Annotated in this window: 16 protein-coding genes; 9 read left to right on the forward strand and 7 right to left on the reverse strand. The window is 65.2% G+C overall.

The genetic code is table 11. The annotated features are described in order from the left end of the window. Nucleotides 1-772, reverse strand: a 772-nt coding sequence (locus D3872_RS24485; RefSeq protein WP_147373998.1) for a LysR family transcriptional regulator, incomplete at its 3' end; no start/stop codon positions are given. A gap of 126 nt (nt 773-898) precedes the next feature. Here D3872_RS24485 and D3872_RS24490 point away from each other — a divergent pair. Beyond that, nucleotides 899-1,753 carry an SDR family oxidoreductase gene (locus tag D3872_RS24490; protein ID WP_119813206.1) on the forward strand — a complete coding sequence of 285 codons (855 nt, stop codon included), beginning with the start codon at nt 899-901 and terminating at the stop codon, nt 1,751-1,753. 18 nt (nt 1,754-1,771) lie between these two features. Here the strand turns inward: D3872_RS24490 and D3872_RS24495 are convergent, their stop codons facing one another. Continuing rightward, nucleotides 1,772-2,710 (reverse strand): LysR family transcriptional regulator, encoded by a 939-nt coding sequence (locus D3872_RS24495; RefSeq protein ID WP_119813207.1) that lies wholly within the window; start codon nt 2,708-2,710, stop codon nt 1,772-1,774. A 266-nt stretch (nt 2,711-2,976) separates the two neighbouring features. Here D3872_RS24495 and D3872_RS24500 point away from each other — a divergent pair, with 266 nt between their 5' ends. From D3872_RS24500 to D3872_RS24535, 8 genes are all read left to right on the forward strand, one after another. Further along, on the forward strand, nt 2,977-5,271 hold the full coding sequence (locus D3872_RS24500; protein WP_119813208.1) for a TonB-dependent receptor: 2,295 nt from the start codon (nt 2,977-2,979) through the stop codon (nt 5,269-5,271). 126 nt (nt 5,272-5,397) lie between these two features. After that, nucleotides 5,398-6,270, forward strand: coding sequence for an alpha/beta fold hydrolase (locus D3872_RS24505; protein WP_119813233.1), 873 nt, complete (start codon nt 5,398-5,400; stop codon nt 6,268-6,270). A gap of 25 nt (nt 6,271-6,295) precedes the next feature. After that, nucleotides 6,296-7,492, forward strand: coding sequence for a substrate-binding domain-containing protein (locus D3872_RS24510; protein WP_119813209.1), 1,197 nt, complete (start codon nt 6,296-6,298; stop codon nt 7,490-7,492). Between the two features lies 1 nt (nt 7,493). After that, nucleotides 7,494-8,255 carry an ABC transporter ATP-binding protein gene (locus D3872_RS24515; protein WP_119813210.1) on the forward strand — a complete coding sequence of 254 codons (762 nt, stop codon included), beginning with the start codon at nt 7,494-7,496 and terminating at the stop codon, nt 8,253-8,255. Next, nucleotides 8,248-8,988, forward strand: coding sequence for an ABC transporter ATP-binding protein (locus D3872_RS24520; RefSeq protein ID WP_119813211.1), 741 nt, complete (start codon nt 8,248-8,250; stop codon nt 8,986-8,988). Before D3872_RS24515 ends, D3872_RS24520 begins: the two co-directional genes overlap by 8 nt. A gap of 11 nt (nt 8,989-8,999) precedes the next feature. Continuing rightward, nucleotides 9,000-10,022, forward strand: a complete 1,023-nt coding sequence (locus D3872_RS24525; RefSeq protein WP_119813212.1) for a branched-chain amino acid ABC transporter permease — start codon at nt 9,000-9,002, stop codon at nt 10,020-10,022. Nucleotides 10,023-10,031: 9 nt separating this feature from the next. Beyond that, nucleotides 10,032-11,090 (forward strand): branched-chain amino acid ABC transporter permease, encoded by a 1,059-nt coding sequence (locus tag D3872_RS24530; protein ID WP_119813213.1) that lies wholly within the window; start codon nt 10,032-10,034, stop codon nt 11,088-11,090. A gap of 65 nt (nt 11,091-11,155) precedes the next feature. After that, nucleotides 11,156-11,683, forward strand: a complete 528-nt coding sequence (locus D3872_RS24535) for a PA domain-containing protein (protein ID WP_229459512.1) — start codon at nt 11,156-11,158, stop codon at nt 11,681-11,683. 117 nt (nt 11,684-11,800) lie between these two features. On the opposite strand, the gene ppa is transcribed toward D3872_RS24535, so the two are convergent. The 5 genes from ppa to hemC all read right to left on the reverse strand — a co-directional run bounded on the left by ppa (nt 11,801) and on the right by hemC (nt 16,525). Next, entirely contained in the window at nt 11,801-12,340 is a 540-nt protein-coding gene (gene ppa / locus D3872_RS24540) for an inorganic diphosphatase (RefSeq protein WP_119813214.1), read from the reverse strand. A 105-nt stretch (nt 12,341-12,445) separates the two neighbouring features. After that, the gene (locus D3872_RS24545; RefSeq protein WP_119813215.1) at nt 12,446-13,642 is read right to left on the reverse strand and encodes a heme biosynthesis protein HemY; all 1,197 of its coding nucleotides are present in this window, start codon (nt 13,640-13,642) and stop codon (nt 12,446-12,448) included. 3 nt (nt 13,643-13,645) lie between these two features. Next, nucleotides 13,646-14,800 carry a uroporphyrinogen-III C-methyltransferase gene (locus D3872_RS24550; RefSeq protein ID WP_119813216.1) on the reverse strand — a complete coding sequence of 385 codons (1,155 nt, stop codon included), beginning with the start codon at nt 14,798-14,800 and terminating at the stop codon, nt 13,646-13,648. Then, nucleotides 14,797-15,567, reverse strand: coding sequence for a uroporphyrinogen-III synthase (locus D3872_RS24555; protein WP_119813217.1), 771 nt, complete (start codon nt 15,565-15,567; stop codon nt 14,797-14,799). Before D3872_RS24555 ends, D3872_RS24550 begins: the two co-directional genes overlap by 4 nt. Then, nucleotides 15,560-16,525, reverse strand: coding sequence for a hydroxymethylbilane synthase (gene hemC, locus D3872_RS24560; RefSeq protein WP_119813218.1), 966 nt, complete (start codon nt 16,523-16,525; stop codon nt 15,560-15,562). The genes D3872_RS24555 and hemC overlap by 8 nt, the downstream gene beginning before the upstream one ends. Nucleotides 16,526-16,598 lie beyond the last annotated feature (73 nt).

Genomic DNA, 16,598 nt, shown 5'->3' on the forward strand with positions numbered 1-16,598 from the left:
CCCCGGATGCGAGGTCTTCGCGCACGCTGTACTGCTCCATGATGGTGATGCCTGCGCCCGCCCTGATCAGGGCGCCAAGGGCGCCAGGCGAATCCACCCTGATCCTGGATTTCATGTGGACCGTCTGCGGCGCCTGCCCGTCGGATGTAAACGGCCAGGTAAGCGGTGTGCGCATGAGGCTCAGTGCGATCCACTCCAGCGACGCCAGGTCCTCGGGCATGCGCGGCGGTTCTATTGTCTTGAGGTAGGCAGGCGACGTCACGACGTACTGGTCGAATCCGCCGAGCCTGACCGCCCGCATCGATGAATCGCGCAGCCATCCCATCCGAATGGCGACATCCAGCCCTTCCCCCACCAGGTCCGATACGCGGTCACTCGTCCGCAAATCGACGTGAAGTCTCGGATGCATGGCCGCAAACCGCGCGAGCGCGGGAGAAAGCAGTTGCACGGCATGGTCGACCGGTGCGGCAATCCGCAAGCTCCCGGTCAGTTCCGCATCGGCCGTTTGCAGGTTGGCGACGGATGCCAGCAATCGCTGGAGCAGCGGCAGCGAATCTTCACGCAGTGCGTGGCCGGCTTCGGTCAGGACCACCTTGCGCGTGGTCCGGGTAAACAGCGCGACGCCGAGCTGAGACTCCAGCCGCGCTATCTCCAGGCTCACCTTCGCCGGCGCTACACCCAGCCGTTCCGCCCCGGCGGTGAAGCTGCCGGCTTCCGCCACCGCGCCAAACACCATCAAGTCGTTGAGGTCAATCTGTCCAGGCAGGGCCATGCTTTAATTATTTAGAATTTCGCATAAATGAATTATGGACTTAATGGTTTTTCTAATCAACAGAATCCGTCATGATGCTGTCTCGGGAAAGCGCTTCGCCTTCCACCAGCCAAACGGAGTTCAATCATGATCGTTGTAACAGGCGCCTCTGGCCAACTGGGCCGCATGGTAATCGAAGGACTGCTTGAAAGGCTTCCTGCCGCGGACATCGTTGCTGCCGTCCGCAACCCCGACCAGGTTAACGACCTCGCGAAGCGCGGCGTGCAAGTAAGGCACGCCGACTATGACAAACCGGCCACGCTGGAGAAAGCGTTCGAAGGCGCCGATCGGCTCCTGCTGGTTTCGTCGAGCGAGGTAGGCAAACGGGTTCCGCAGCACCGCGCCATAATCGACGCCGCCAGGCGCGCCGGCGTTGCCCTGATCGCGTACACCAGTATCCTGCATGCGGACGTATCGCCATTGCCGCTGGCGGCCGAGCACAAGGAAACCGAGGAAATGCTGCAGCGTTCCGGCGTGCCTTTCGTCCTGCTGCGCAACGGCTGGTACACGGAGAACTACATCGCCAGCGTCCCGGCCGCGCTGCAACACGGCGTCGTGCTGGGAAGCGCCGGTGAAGGCCGCATTTCTTCGGCCGCGCGCGCCGACTACGCAGCTGCCGCGGTCGAGGTGCTTACGCGTGATGGCCAAGCCGGACGCGTCTATGAACTTGCCGGCGACACGGCTTACTCCTTGACCGATTTTGCAGCCGAGATCTCGCGCCAATCCGGGAAAGCGGTTGTCTACAACGACCTTCCGGAACCGGACTTCAAAGCGGCCTTGCTCGGCGCGGGCGTTCCGGCAGGACTGGCGGCACTGCTGGCAGAATCCGATGCCGGGGCCGCCAAAGGCGGTTTGTTTGATGACAGCCTCCAGTTGCGCGAACTGATCGGACGCCCGACCACGCCGCTCGCGTCCCTCGTCACTGCCGCATTGAACCAGTAGCCGGTCGCAACCAGATTTTCACGCTCCTACCCGCAACGGCCTGACCGGGTCGCGCGTATTCATGAATAGCGACGGCTTGCTCTCCGTGTACTCGCGCAGCAGGTTCCACACCGCCCTCACGCGCTGCAGGCGGTACAGGTCGGTCGGCGCAGCCAGCCAGAATGAGCGCTCGGCATAGAAGTCCCTGAGGACCGGAACCAGGCGCCCGTCGTCCTGCACCGCATACGGCGGCGCCATCACCAGCCCCATGCCGGCGGCTGCGGCTTCGATCTGCGCCGGCAAGCCGGTGCAGCACAGGCGCCGGCGCGGCGTGAAACCAAGGTCGGAAAGATAGTTAAGTTCGGGACTGGCCAGCCGGTCCTGCACGTAGTCGACAAAGTCGTGCTGCGCCAGGTCTGCCTGGGTGCGTATCGGCTTGTGCCGCGCAAGATAGGACGGCGCGGCATAAAGATAGGACCTGAAGGTCGCCAGCCGCGCGATCATGTAGCGCCCCGTCGTCGGCGGGTCGAGCATCACGCCCAAATCCGCCTCGCGGTTGGCCAGGTTGGCGAAGCGCGGCAGCACCAGCAGGTCGACGCTCAGTTCGGGATGCGACTGCAGCATCCCCACCATCAGCGGCGCCACCACCCTTATCGCGAACAGCTCCGGCACGCCCAGCCGCACCACGCCGTGCACCGACACCTCGTTGCCGCTCACCTGCTCGGTCGCGGCCAGCGCCGCGCTCTCCATCGCCTCCGCGTGCGGCAACAGCGCCTGCCCCATCTCGGTCAGCTCGTAGCCTTCGCGGCTGCGGTCGAACAGGGTCGTGCCCAGCTGCGTTTCCAGCCGGTCGATGCGGCGCGCCACCGTGGTGTGCTCCACCTCCAGCCGGCGCGACGCCCCAGATAAAGTGCCGGCCCGCGCCAGTTCGAGGAAGAAGCGCAGGTCGGTCCACTCCGGCAGGCTATTGCTATTCATGACAGGAATATCCTTTATTCGTAAGCAATATTGTGCACCCGTGCACATTCCGAGCGCAATCCCCCGCAAACGAATATAAATCCACATCAACACGGCCGGAAACAAGCCTTGTTACCGTACGTTCGCCCCAAGCAAAGTCAGCTGCTGTGCAATTTTGCACAACGGGTTGGCGCGCTGTTATCTTTCGGACCACATCAAATCGGGGCACACTCCATTGCGTGCGATTTTTGACCCGCATACCACCAATAAAAGAAGGAGACACACAGATGCGTCTTACCAATAAGAAACTGAAGCAGTTGAACCGCTCCGCCGCAGCAATGCTCGCCATCACCGGCAGCACCCTGGCCATGGCCCATGCCCAGACCACCCCTGCCGATGCGCCGCCAAGCCAGGAAGTGGCTACCGAAGCGTCGATGGGCAAGGTGGTCGTCACCGCCCGCCGCCGCGAAGAAACGCTTCAGGATGTGCCGGTCTCGGTCACTGCCTACAGCGCCGAACAGCTGTCCAAGCAAGGCATCCCGGACATCACCGCCCTCGCCTTCTCGCTGCCTAACACCACCCTGAAGGCATCGCGCGCAACCAACTCGACCCTGACCGCGTTCATCCGCGGCGTCGGCCAGCAGGATCCGCTGGCAGGCTTCGAGGCGGGCGTCGGCATCTATTTGGACGACATCTACCTGGCCCGCCCACAAGGCGCGGTCGCGGAAATCTACGACGTCGAACGCATCGAAGTGTTGCGCGGCCCGCAGGGCACCCTGTACGGCCGCAACACCATCGGCGGCGCGGTCAAATACGTCACCCGCAAGCTCGGGCCGAAGACCGACGTGCGCCTCAAGGCCACCGCCGGCAACCACGGCCAGCTTGACGGCGTGCTCACCGCCAGCACCCCGATTTCGGAAGGCGCGCGCATCGGCGGCTCGATCGCCAAGTTCACCCGCGACGGCTTCGGCACCAACCACACCACCGGCAAGGGCAACTACGACAAGGACCTGACCGCGGCGCGGCTGTCGGCCGAATTCATGCCGACTCCCGACCTGTTCATCCGCATCGCGGGCGACGCCACCCAGGACGACTCCAACCCGAAAAACGGCCACCGCCTGATCGTCGGCCGCACCAGCGGCGCGCCGATCCTGGGCAACGTCTTCGACACCCGCGCCAACCTGACCCAGGCCCTTGGCCACGACCAGGAAGTCAAGGCGCACGGCGTCTCGGCGCTGATCGAGTGGAGCATGTCGCCGGAGATGACCTTCAAGTCGGTCACCGCCGCGCGCAAGGACAAGTCGTACGCACCGATCGACTTCGATTCGCTGGCAGTCACCGACTTCCACGTGCCTGCGCTGTACAAGAACAAGCAGTTCAGCCAGGAGTTCCAGGTCACGTACACGGGCGACCGCCTTCAGGGCGTGGCCGGCGTGTACTACATCGACGCCAACGCCTTCAACATCTTCGACACCATCCTGGCCGGCGCCGTACCTACCTCGACCTTCACCAAGGGCGACATCGACACCAAGGCATGGGCTGTGTTCGCCGACGCCAACTACAAGGTCAGCGACGCCTTCAGTGTGTCGCTGGGCGGCCGATACACGGTCGACAAGCGCGAAGCGAGCGTGCTGCGCCAGATCTACTTCGGCGCGGCCGGTTCGCCAGGCCTCGGCAATGCGGGCGCGGTGCTGTTCCGTACCGATACCGACTTCACTCGCGGCGAACTGGAACGCGAAGACAAGAAGTTCACGCCTAAAGTCGGCCTGGCCTACAAGGTCAACGACGACCACAACGTGTACGCTTCGTGGGCGCGCGGCTTCAAGGGCGGCGGTTTCGACCCGCGCATGAACGTGGTCGGCGGCCGCCTGCCACCGGCACAGGCACGCGCCGGCTACTCTCCTGAAAACATCGACACCGTCGAACTGGGCCTGAAGTCGGCCTTCAACGGCGGCCGCATCCTCACCAACGTCGCCCTGTTCAACAGCGACTACGAAGACGTGCAGATCCCTGGCTCGGTGGCGATCGACACCAACGGCGACGGCAAGGACGACAGCTTCGCCGGCGTGACCACCAATGCGGGCAAGGCCAAGATCAAGGGCTTCGAACTGGAAGCGAACGCACGCATCACCGACCAGTTCACCCTGTCGGGCATGTACAGCTACATCGACGCCAAGTACACGCGCTTCATCGTGGCGGGCGTCGACCAGTCGGCCAACCGTGTCTTCCAGAACACCCCGGAAAACTCGGCCAACCTGCGCGCGGCCTACGACATTCCGATGCCGGTGATGGGCCATAACGGCCGCTGGACCGTGTCGGCCAACGTGGCCTACAAGGACGACACCAACCAGTTCGAGACCAAGTCGCTGCTGGACCAGGAAGCCTACACCCTGTGGGACGCCAGCGTGGTCTGGACTAGCGCCAACGGCAAGATCCGCGCCGGCGTGCATGGCAAGAACCTCGGCAACGAGGAATACAAGACCGGCGGCTACCTGTTCCCGACCCTGGGTTTCGAAGGCACCCTGACCGCGTTCTACGGCAATCCGCGTACGGTATCGGCAACGCTCGAATACCGCTTCTGATCCGCCGGTAGCACCCAGGTCGAAAAGCAGCACCATGGCTGGCCATTCGTGGCCAGCCATGGCGGGCTGCGCCCTTTCGAACCCGCATAGCAAACAACGACAACCCCTAGCACAGGATTGCCAAGCGTGTCCAACTATTCTGAAATCACCTACACCAGCACCGACCGACTGTCGCTGTATGCGCGCGACTACGCCGCGCACAGCGGCCCGGCGCGGCTGCCGGTGATCTGCATCCACGGGCTGACACGCAACTCGGGCGATTTCGACGAGCTCGCGCCCTGGATCGCCGGCCTTGGCCGCCGCGTGATCGCGGTCGACGTGCGCGGCCGCGGCCACTCGGCCTTCGACCCCAACCCGGCCCACTACACCCCGATGGTGTACGCCAACGACATCGTCAAGCTGGCGCACGACCTGGGCATCGGGCGCGCCGTATTTATCGGCACTTCGATGGGCGGCATCATCACCATGACGCTTGCCATGCGCAAGCTGGACCTGATCGCCGCCGCGGTACTTAACGACGTCGGCCCGGTGCTGTCCGAGAAGGGCCTGTCCCGCATCGCCGGCTACGCCGGCAAGGGCGCGAAGCTCGCCTCGTGGCAGGACGCCGCCGAATACATCAAGAACATCAACCAGCCAGCCTTCCCCGGCAACACGATGGAAGAATGGAGCAAATGGGCCAACCGCGCCTTCACAGAAAATCAACAGGGCGAACTGGTCCTGAGGTACGATCCGAACATTGCGCATGCCATCCAAACGGGCAAGCTGAAGGCCGCCTCGATGATGGCGAAGTACGCCTTCCGCAGGCTGGCGCGTTCGCGTCCCACGCTGCTGGTGCGCGGCGCGCTGTCCGACCTGGTGGAGCCCGAGCAGGCCAGCTACATGCGCCACGCCGCGCCGGGAATGCGGTACGCCGAAGTGCCCAATGTCGGCCACGCGCCGATGCTGACCGAGGCGCCGGCGCAGGAAGCGATCCGCGAGTTTTTGTCGCAAGTCGATTAAGCAGAAAATCAAAAAGGAGACATGCATGATCAAGATGAACATCCTCCCGGCCGCCATGCTGGCCGCATTCGCCGCGGGCATGCCGCTTGGCGCCATGGCCGCACCCGACCTGAAGGTCGCCCTCATCGCCGGCAAGACCGGCGTGCTCGAAGCCTATGCCAAGGAAACCGAAACCGGCTTCATGATGGGCCTCGAATACCTCACCGGCGGCAAGATGGAGATCAATGGCCGCAAGCTGAAGGTGATCGTCAAGGACGACCAGAGCAAGCCTGACATGGGACGCACCCTGCTGGCAGAAGCCTATGGCGACGACAAGGTCGACATCGCGGTCGGCACCACCTCCTCCGGCTCCGCCATCGCGATGCTGCCGGTGGCCGCGGAATACAAGAAAGTGCTGATCGTCGAACCGGCCGTAGCCGACGCCATCACCGGCGACAAGTGGAACCGCTACGTGTTCCGCACCGCGCGCAGCTCGATGCAGGACGCGCTGGCCGCCGCCGCCACGCTGAAAAACGGCAGCGTCGCCTTCCTGGCCCAGGACTACGCCTTCGGCAAGGACGCCATCAAGGCCGGCAAGGAAGCGCTGGCCGCCACCGGCAGCAAGGCCAAGGTGGTCCATGAGGAATACGCGCCGCAAACGGCCACCGACTTCACCGCATCGGCGCAGCGTATCTTCGCCGCGCTGAAGGACAAGCCGCAGCCGCGCGTGCTGGGCATCGTCTGGGCCGGCCCGAACCCGATGAACAAGATCGCCGACATGAAGCCTGAGCGCTACGGCATCGCGCTGGCGCCGGGCGGGAACATCCTGCCGGTGATGAAAACCTGGCGCGCCTACGCGGGCACCGAAGGCACCATCTATTACTACTACGATTTCCCGAAGAACAAGATGAACGACTGGCTGGTGGCCGAGCACAAGAAGCGCTACAAGGCCCCGCCTGACATGTTCACCGCCGGCGGCTTCGCGGCGGCCAGCGCCGTGGTGACGGCGCTGACCAAATCCGGCGGCGGTTCCGACACCGAAAAGCTGATCGCCACCATGGAAGGCATGGAGTTCGACACCCCGAAGGGCAAGATGAGCTTCCGCAAGCAGGACCACCAGGCGATGCAGTCGATGTACCACTTCCGCATCAAGAAAACCCAGGGCGACGAATGGGACCTGCTGGAACTGGTGCGCGAAATTCCTGCCAGCGAGCTGCCGGTACCAGTCAGAAACAAGCGCTAACATGACCACGCCTTCGCTGTCGACCCGCGACCTGACCATCCGCTTCGGCGGCCATGTCGCGGTCAACCAGGTCAGCGCCGACTTCTATCCCGGCACGCTGACCGTCATCGTCGGACCCAACGGGGCCGGCAAGACCACCTATTTCAACCTGATGTCCGGCCAGTTGCCCGCCACCTCGGGCAGCGTCCACCTGGACGGCGTCGACATCACGCGCTACGGCGCGGCAAAGCGCACCGCGCTTGGCATCGGCCGCGCCTTCCAGCTGACCAACCTGTTCCCCAACCTGTCGGTGATGGAAAACGTGCGCCTTGCGGTACAGAGCCGGGCGCGCATCGGCATGAACATGTGGTCGGTCTGGTTCTCGCATTCGGAACTGATCGGCCGCGCCGAGCATTACCTGGAGCGCGTGGCGCTGTCCGACCGCCGCGACACGCGCGTGGCGGCCCTGTCGCACGGCGACAAGCGCAAGCTGGAAGTCGCGATCCTGCTGGCGCTCGAACCCGAAGTGATGATGTTCGACGAACCGACCGCCGGCATGAGCGTCGATGAAGTGCCGGTCGTGCTCGACCTGATCCACCAGGTGAAGTCCGAGCGCAGCAAGACCGTGCTGCTGGTCGAACACAAGATGGACGTGGTGCGTTCGCTGGCCGACCGTATCATCGTCCTGCACAACGGCACGCTGGTCGCCGACGGCAACCCGGCTGAAGTGATGTCGTCCGCGATCGTCCAGGAGGCCTACCTTGGAGCACCCGAACATGTATAAACAAGGCGACGCCGAACCGATTCTGCAGCTCTCGGGCGTGCATACCCACATCGGCGAATACCATATCCTGCAGGGCGTCGACCTGGTGGTGCCGCGCGGCGGCCTGTCGGTCCTGCTTGGCCGTAACGGCGCCGGCAAGACCACGACCCTGCGCACCATCATGGGCATGTGGCATGCCAGCGCCGGCCGCATCCAGTTCGACGGCCGCGACATCACCGCCGCCGCCACGCCCGACATCGCCCAGGCCTCGATTGCCTACGTGCCGGAATCGATGGCGGTGTTCTCGGCGCTGACCGTGCGCGAGAACCTCTACCTCGCCGCCCGCAACGGCCCGCTCGACACCCAGCGGCTGGAATGGATCTTCGGCTTCTTCCCTGCCCTGCGCAAATTCTGGAACTATCCGGCCGGCCTGCTCTCCGGCGGCCAGAAGCAAATGGTGGCGATCGCGCGCGCCATCGTCGAGCCGCGCAAGCTGCTGCTGGTGGACGAGCCGACCAAGGGCCTGGCCCCGGCCATCATCAACAACCTGATCGACGCCTTCCGCGAGCTGAAGGAGACCGAGACCACCATCCTGCTGGTCGAGCAGAACTTCAACTTCGTCAAGAAGCTGGGCGACACCGTGTCGGTCATGGACGACGGCCGCGTGGTGCATGCCGGACCGATGTCGGACCTGGTCGAGGACCGCGAACTGCAACAGCGCCTGCTTGGCCTGTCGCTCGACTCCCATCAATAGGAAATGAACCCGTGACTGCCTCCACCTCCCCAACCGCCAGCGTGGACAACGTGCTGCCCGCTGCGCCGCGCGACATCGCGCCGCTGCTGCTGGTGCCGGCCCTGCTGCTGATCATGCTGCCGCTGGTCGGCGACTTTCCCACCTGGGTGACGCTCACCGTGGCGGGCCTCGCGATGGGCATGATGATCTTCATCATGGCCAGCGGCCTGACCCTCGTGTTCGGCCTGATGGACGTGCTTAACTTCGGCCACGGCGCCTTCGTGTCGGTCGGCGCCTTCGCCGCCACCATGGTCATGATCCCGATGAGCGGCTGGCTCGAAGCCGACTCGCTGTTGAAGAACCTGGGCGTGCTGGCCCTGGCGATCACGGTGGCGATGGCCTCTACCGCTGCGATGGGCGTGGCTTTCGAGCGCATCATCATCAAGCCGGTCTACGGCCAGCACCTGAAGCAGATCCTGATCACGATGGGCGGCATGATCGTGGCCGAACAGCTGATCAACGTGATCTGGGGCGCGGAACACATTCCACTGCCGCTGCCGGCGGCGCTGCGCGGCGCCATCGTGCTGGGCGACTCCGCCATCGAGAAATACCGCCTGGTGGCGGTCGTGATCGGCCTGGTGGTGTTCGTGGCGATGCTGCTCATTTTGAACCGCACCAAGATCGGCCTCCTGATCCGCGCCGGCGTCGAGAACGGCGAGATGGTCGAGGCGATGGGCTACCGCATCCGCCGCCTGTTCGTGGCGGTGTTCGCGGCCGGTTCCGCGCTGGCCGGCCTGGGCGGCGTGATGTGGGGGCTGTACAAGGAAACCCTGTCGGCCTCGATGGGCGGCGAAATCATGGTGATGGTCTTCATCGTCATCATCATCGGCGGCCTCGGTTCCGTGACCGGCTGCTTCATCGGCGCCATGCTGATGGCCCTGGTGGCCAACTACGCCGGCTTCCTGGCGCCGAAGGTGGCGCTGGTGTCCAACATTATCCTGATGATCGCCATCCTGCTGTGGCGCCCGGCCGGGATGTTCTCCAAGGGCCACTGAGGAATACGCATGCTCAACCAACTTCTCTCCGGCGACCTGCCGCGCAGCCGCACCCTGTCGATCGCCCTGTTCGCGGTCTTCCTCGGCCTCGCGTTCGCACCCTTCCTGACCAGCGGCGCGCGCCCGCTCAACACCGCCGCCACCATCTGCATCTACATCGTGCTGGTGGCGTCCTACGACCTGCTGCTGGGGTACACCGGCATCGTGTCGTTCGCGCATACGATGTTCTTCGGGATCGGCGCCTACGGCGTCGGCCTGGCGCTGGCCGACAAGGAGCCTACATGGGGCGCGATCGCCGGCGGCGTTGCGCTGGCGATCGCGCTGACCGTCGTGCTCGCGCTGGTGGTCGGCCTGTTCGCCCTGCGCGTGCGCGCCATCTTCTACGCCATGATCACGCTGGCGGTGGCCTCCTCGTTCGCGGTGCTGGCCTCGCAGCTGTCGGACTTCACCGGCGGCGAGGACGGCAAGACCTTCAGCGTGCCGGACGCGCTCGGTCCGAGCTTCAACCTGTTCGAGAACGAGATCTTCGGCCGCATCGTCGACGGCAAGGTGCTGACCTACTACATCGTGTTCTTCGGCTGCCTGCTGCTGTTCCTGTTCCTGCTGCGCCTCGTGAACTCGCCGTTCGGCCGGGTGCTGCAGGCTATCCGCGAAAACGAGTTCCGCGCCGAAGCTCTGGGCTACCGCACCGTGGTGTACCGCATCTGGGCCAACTGCCTGGCGGCGCTGGTCGCGGCGCTGGCCGGCGCGCTGATGGCGCTGTGGCTGCGCTACGTCGGCCCCAAGACCATGCTGGGCTTCGAAGTCATGACCGACATCCTGCTGATCGTCGTCATCGGCGGCATGGGCACGATGTACGGCGCGGTGATCGGCGCGGTGCTGTTCATCATTGCGCAGAACTACCTGAAATCCGCGATGGCCGAAGGATCGAGCGCGCTCGAAGGCGTGCCGATCCTGGCCGAGGCCCTGCACCCGGACCGCTGGATGCTGTGGCTGGGCGTGCTGTTCGTGCTGTCGATTTACTTTTTCCCTACCGGCATCGTCGGCAAGCTGCGGCCTGCCCGCTGAATCGTCTCTTGATGCGGTTTTCAGGGCGCCATGTGCGCCCTGTTTTTTTGGCGCGTCCAATCCTGGTGTCCCCGCTGGTTAGCGCAAGCTCAAAGTTCAGCCTGCTTATCCAAATACTAAACGCGGCTGCGGTCAAGGGCAACATCGCGCTGGTCGACCGCGGCGGCTGCGAGTTCATGCTCAAGGCGCGCCACCTGCAGGAAGTGGGTGCGAAGGGTATGGTGGTGGACAATGCGGCCGGGCCGGTGACGGGGCTGGGCGGGAGCGATCCGTCGATCAGGATACCGGCGGTGCGCATCAGCCTCGAAGCGGGAGCGGCGCTGAAGGCGGCGCTGGCGCTGGGGCCGCGCACGCAATCGGGTGTGGCGGCGAACTTGTTGACCGATCCGGAGCGGCTTGCCGGAACCGACAACGCGCGCAGGGTGAGGATGTTCGCGCCAGCGGATTTCGATCCGGGGTCATCGGTGTCGCACTTCAGTACGGATGCGAAGCCGAACCAGCTGATGGAGCCGTCGATTAACGGGGATTTGACGCACGAGGTCAGCGCACAGAAGGATTTGACGCATGCGCTGTTGGTGGATATTGGGTGGTGAGACGGCCAAAGCCACAACGATAAACATGTAGGGCGGATAAGCGCCAGCGCATCCGCCGAATTCGTATGCGCCATCGCGGTGCATGCAAATTCGGCGGATGCGCTTCGCTTATCCGCCCTACGCGGCTTGTTCGGCGTTGTACTTCGCCACGCCATTCAGGATTTCCTGTTTGGCTTCTTCCGGACCCGCCCAGCCTTCGATCTTGACCCACTTGCCTTTTTCGAGGTCCTTGTAGTGCTCGAAGAAGTGCTGGATCTGCTGCAGGCGCAGGTCTTGCAGGTCTTCCGGCTTTTGCCAGTGGCTGTAGATCGGCAGGATCTTGTCGACCGGGACCGCCAGTACCTTGGCGTCGCCGCCGGCTTCGTCGGTCATCTTCAGCACGCCGATCGCGCGGCAGCGAACCACAACGCCTGGAATCAGCGCGAACGGGGTGATCACCAGCACGTCGCATGGGTCGCCGTCGTCGGAGATGGTGTTCGGCACGTAGCCGTAGTTGCACGGGTAGTGCATCGCGGTGCCCATGAAGCGGTCGACGAAGATCGCGCCCGACTCCTTGTCCACTTCGTACTTGATCGGATCCGCGTTCATCGGGATTTCGATGATGACGTTGAAATCGTTCGGCACGTCGCGGCCGGCGGAGACTTTATTCAAACTCATGGGGAAGGTCCTTAAAATTGCGGAGGGTAATCGAGGCCGCCATTATAACGAACATTGCATGTTTCTTGTGCAACGCAGCAGGGCAGCCCCGTGTTGATTTGAGCTTTACAGGATCGAGGCCAGCGCACACTGCCGGTAATGGGCCGCGGCTTCCGCATGCTGGTCGAGCGCTTCGTGCATCTGCGCCAGCTTCAGGTGCGCCTCGCGCACCATGCGTCCTTCGGTGGCGTCCGACAGCGCCTGCTCCAGGTAGCGCTGGGCCTTGCCCCACAGTTTCTGCTTCAGGCACAGGGAACCGAGCGTCAGCGCCAGTTCGGCGTCGTTCGGGCGCACCTTGATCCATTCTTCGCAGTGCTCGATCTGGGCCAGCAGGGTCGGCGAGCCGGTCTGGCCGGCGGCGTCGCGGTAGGCACGCACCACGCGGTCGTCCCACTCCACCTTCAGCGATTCTTCCGCAGTGGTGCGGGCTTCGTCGTGCAGGCCGCGGGCGTTGAGCGCCTGCGCGGCGCGCGCCGCGATGTAGGGCTTCACCCGCTCGGACGAGGGAACGGCCGCCCACACGCGCTTGATCGACTCGGCGTCGTGCGAGCTGTCGGACAGCAGCGCGTCGTAGGCCAGTTCGCGCAGGCGCGCCGACAGCGCCGGATGCAGCGCCTTGTGCTTGTCGAGCGAGCGCACCAGGCGCAGCACCTCGGGCCAGTTGCGGGCCTGCTGGTTGGCCTTCATCGCCCATTTCAGCGCGTGGATGTGACGGGTGCCGCTGGCGTTCAGTTCCGCTACCGCGTCAAGCGCAGCTTCCGGCTGGTGGTCGTCGACCAGCAGTTCGGTGACGGTCATGAGGCGTGCGGTCTTCAGGCCGGCGTCGTGGGTGATGCCGGCCAGCCAGGCGTCGCGCCTGGCCGACTGGCGCATGCGGTGGGCGGCACGCGAGCCGATCAGCGCGGCCAGGCCGGCGTTCTCGGGCAGTTCGGCGGCGCGCGCGGCGGCCTTTTCGGCGTGGCCGAAGCGGCCTTCGAACAGGGCTTTCAGTGCGTCGCGCAAGCCCTTGTTGCCGTCGCGTTCACGCTTGCGCTGGCGGTAGGCCGCCACCTTGGCCGGCATCGACACGGTGGCGCGGAAGGCGCGCACGGCGATGTACATGAAACCGAACAGCAGCGCGGCCAGCACGACGAAGAAGTTGAGCGAAACGTCGATCCGGTGCGGCGGATAGAAGAACACCACGTTGCCCGGGTTGAAGCGGGCCGTGACGGCGATGCCGATGGCCGCTGCCATCAGCGCGACTAGCCAGAGAAGTAGACGCATGGCTTATGGCTTCGCTTTGTAGTTGCGCACGGCGTTCAGGCTGTCGGCCAGCGTCGGCATGTCGATCGCCAGGTTGTTCGACTGTACCTGGCGCAACTGCGCCTGTGCGGTCTGGGTGTTGCGTGCGCGGGTGTCGAAGTATTTCAGCAGCGATTCCTGGGCGGCCGCGAGGTCGCCGCGGAAGGCCGCCTCGTTGCGCGACAACAGCGCCAGGCGCGCGTTCAACAGGCGCAGCTTGAGGTTCTCGCGCAGGAAGTAGGCCTGCGACGGCGACACCATCAGCGCGGCCGGTTCGTCGACGCTGCGCACGCGGATCAGCTGGCGCACGTCGTCCCACATTTCGTCGCTCCACGCGCGCCAGGTGGCTTGCGCGCGCTCGGCCATGCCCATCGGCTCAGGCGGCAGCGGCGCGGCGCCGGCCTTGCCCTTGGCGGCGGCGCGCTGCGGGCGCTCCGGCTTGGCCGGCAGCACCGGCTTTTCGTCGGCCAGCATCGGCAGCGTGTCGACCTGCGCAATCACGTTATCGAGGCGCAGCGCCACGCCGGCCAGGTCGAGGCTCGGCAGCGCGCGCAGTTTTTCTGTGTCGCGCGCGATGGCGCGGCGGATGGTGATGAACTGCGGCTTGTCGGAGCGCGACAGCGAGCGGTCGGCATTGGCCAGCGCGATCAGCGCGCCCTGCACGTTGCCGGCCAGCTGGAGCTGCTGGCTGGCGGTCGACAGCACCTGCTCGACTTCGGACAGCGCCCACTCGTCGCGGCTCTTCGACAGGTCCTGGTAAAGCTGTTCCAGCGCCAGCTGCTGGCTCTGGGCTTCGACCTGGCGGTTTTCCAGCACGCCAACCTTGGCCTGCATGTCGCGCAGCTGGTCGTTGAGCGAACGCGCCATGGCGCTGGTTTCGGCGGTGGTCAGTTCGTTGCGCTGCAGGCTCCTGGCCATCTCCTGGCGCAGCTTCTGGACGCTGTTACGGCTCGACAGCGCCTGGGCCGCGAGCAGCACGCCCAGCACGATCACGGCGATGGTCAGGGGGCGCATCATGAAGTCGCGCATGTTGCCCTCGCCGCCGGGACGGTCGTTGTGCACCGGTGGCTGAGGCGTGGCTGGGCCGGGAGCGCGAGGCGTTCCGTTGTTGTCTTCAGGTAATGTAGGCAAATCGTTCATTCTTGTGATTGTAACGCGGCAAGCAGGCATTCGTCGCCCGATCCCGTGAGCGTCAGTCGGGTAAGTCCAAGAGTGTTCGCCGTTTCGGCGATGCGCGCGTGCGGCACGATCAAATGCTGCTGTTGCATTTTTGCTACAGCCTCCTCCGATCCGAGCTGGCGCACCAGCGCCATCAGGCCGCGCAGCGCTTCGGAACTGGTGATGATCCAGTCATGTTGCGCGGCCAGCAATTCGGCCAGCGTGGCTGCCAGCGCGGGCGTCAGTGCCGGCACGCTGCGGCGGTAGGCGGCGCAGGTGGTGACGCTGGCGCCGGCAGCGCGGAAGCCGTCGGCCATCAGTTCTCGCCCGCTTTGGCCGCGCACGATGAGTACGCGCTTGCCGTGCAGCGCGGCCAGGTCGATCGCCTGCAGCAGGTTTTCGGAATCGCTGCGGGTCGGATCGCGCGGGCTGATGATGGTGGTGTTGGCGTCGGTCAGGCCGTGCGCGGCCAGCGCCGCGCGGCTGCCCTCGCCCACCACCGCGATCGCCACGCCGTCCGGCCAGCGTTCGATGTGCGTGAAGGCGGCGTCGATCGCGTTGGGCGACACGAAGGCCACCAGGGCGTAGCCGGCCAGACCGTCCAGCGTGTCTTCCAGCGCCGCCGTGTCGCCCAGCTGCGAGATTTCGAGCAGCGGCAGCAGCACCGGCTTGCGGCCCAATGCGGCTACGGCGCGCGCCAGCCCTTCGGCCTGCGCGCGCGGGCGCGTGATGACGACGGTGTCAGACATCCGGAGCCGCGCCCGCTTGCACCTTGCATTCGGCCAGGATCGCATGGGCGTCCTGCTGCTGCAGCAGGTCGGACACCTGCTGGCCAAGCGCTTCGGGAGCATCGGCCGGGCCGCTCAGCTCCGCCGTGGCGGTGCGCCGGCCGTCCGGCGTGGCGACCATCGCGCGCAGGTGCATGCTGGCGCCGTCGACGGTGGCGAAGGCCGCCAGCGGGATCTGGCAGCTGCCGCCGAAGACCTTGGACACCTTGCGCTCGGCGCGCACGGCCTGCTCGGTGGCGGCGTGGTTCAGCGGCGCCAGCACGGCGCGCAGGTCGATGTCGGTGCGGCCCGACAGGATTTCGATCGCCATCGCGCCCTGCCCGGCTGCCGGCAGGCTGCTTTCGGGTTCCAGCAGCGCGCGGATGCGTTCAGGCAGGCCGAGGCGCTTGAGGCCCGCGGCGGCCAGGATGATGGCCGCGTATTCGCCCCGGTCAAGCTTGGCCAGACGGGTGTCGAGGTTGCCGCGCAGCGGCTTGATGACCAGGTGCGGGTAGCGCGCCGCGATCAGCGACTGGCGGCGCAGGCTACTGGTGCCCACCACGGCGCCTTCCGGCAACTCGTCCAGGCTGGCATAGTCGTTCGACACGAAGGCGTCGCGCGGGTCTTCGCGTTCCAGCACGGCGGCCAGCTCGAAGCCCTCCGGCAGGTCCATCGGCACATCCTTCAGCGAATGCACGGCCAGGTCGGCGCGGCCTTCGGCCATCGCCACCTCCAGCTCCTTGACGAACAGGCCCTTGCCGCCCACCTTGGACAGGGTGCGGTCGAGGATCTGGTCGCCGCGTGTCGTCATGCCGAGGATTTCGATGCTGCACTGCGGATATAATATGGACAACTGTGCCCGCACGTGTTCCGCCTGCCACATGGCAAGGCGGCTCTCGCGCGAAGCGATGATTAACCTGGATGGCTGCTGCACCGTCATTTCAATTGCACTCAAAACAAATTCTTTCACTGTCGTTACCCTAACCGGCGGATGCCAGTCATCGGGGCATGCA

Origin of the sequence: Massilia cavernae (genome assembly GCF_003590855.1) — a bacterium.
Taxonomy (GTDB): domain Bacteria; phylum Pseudomonadota; class Gammaproteobacteria; order Burkholderiales; family Burkholderiaceae_D; genus Telluria_A; species Telluria_A cavernae.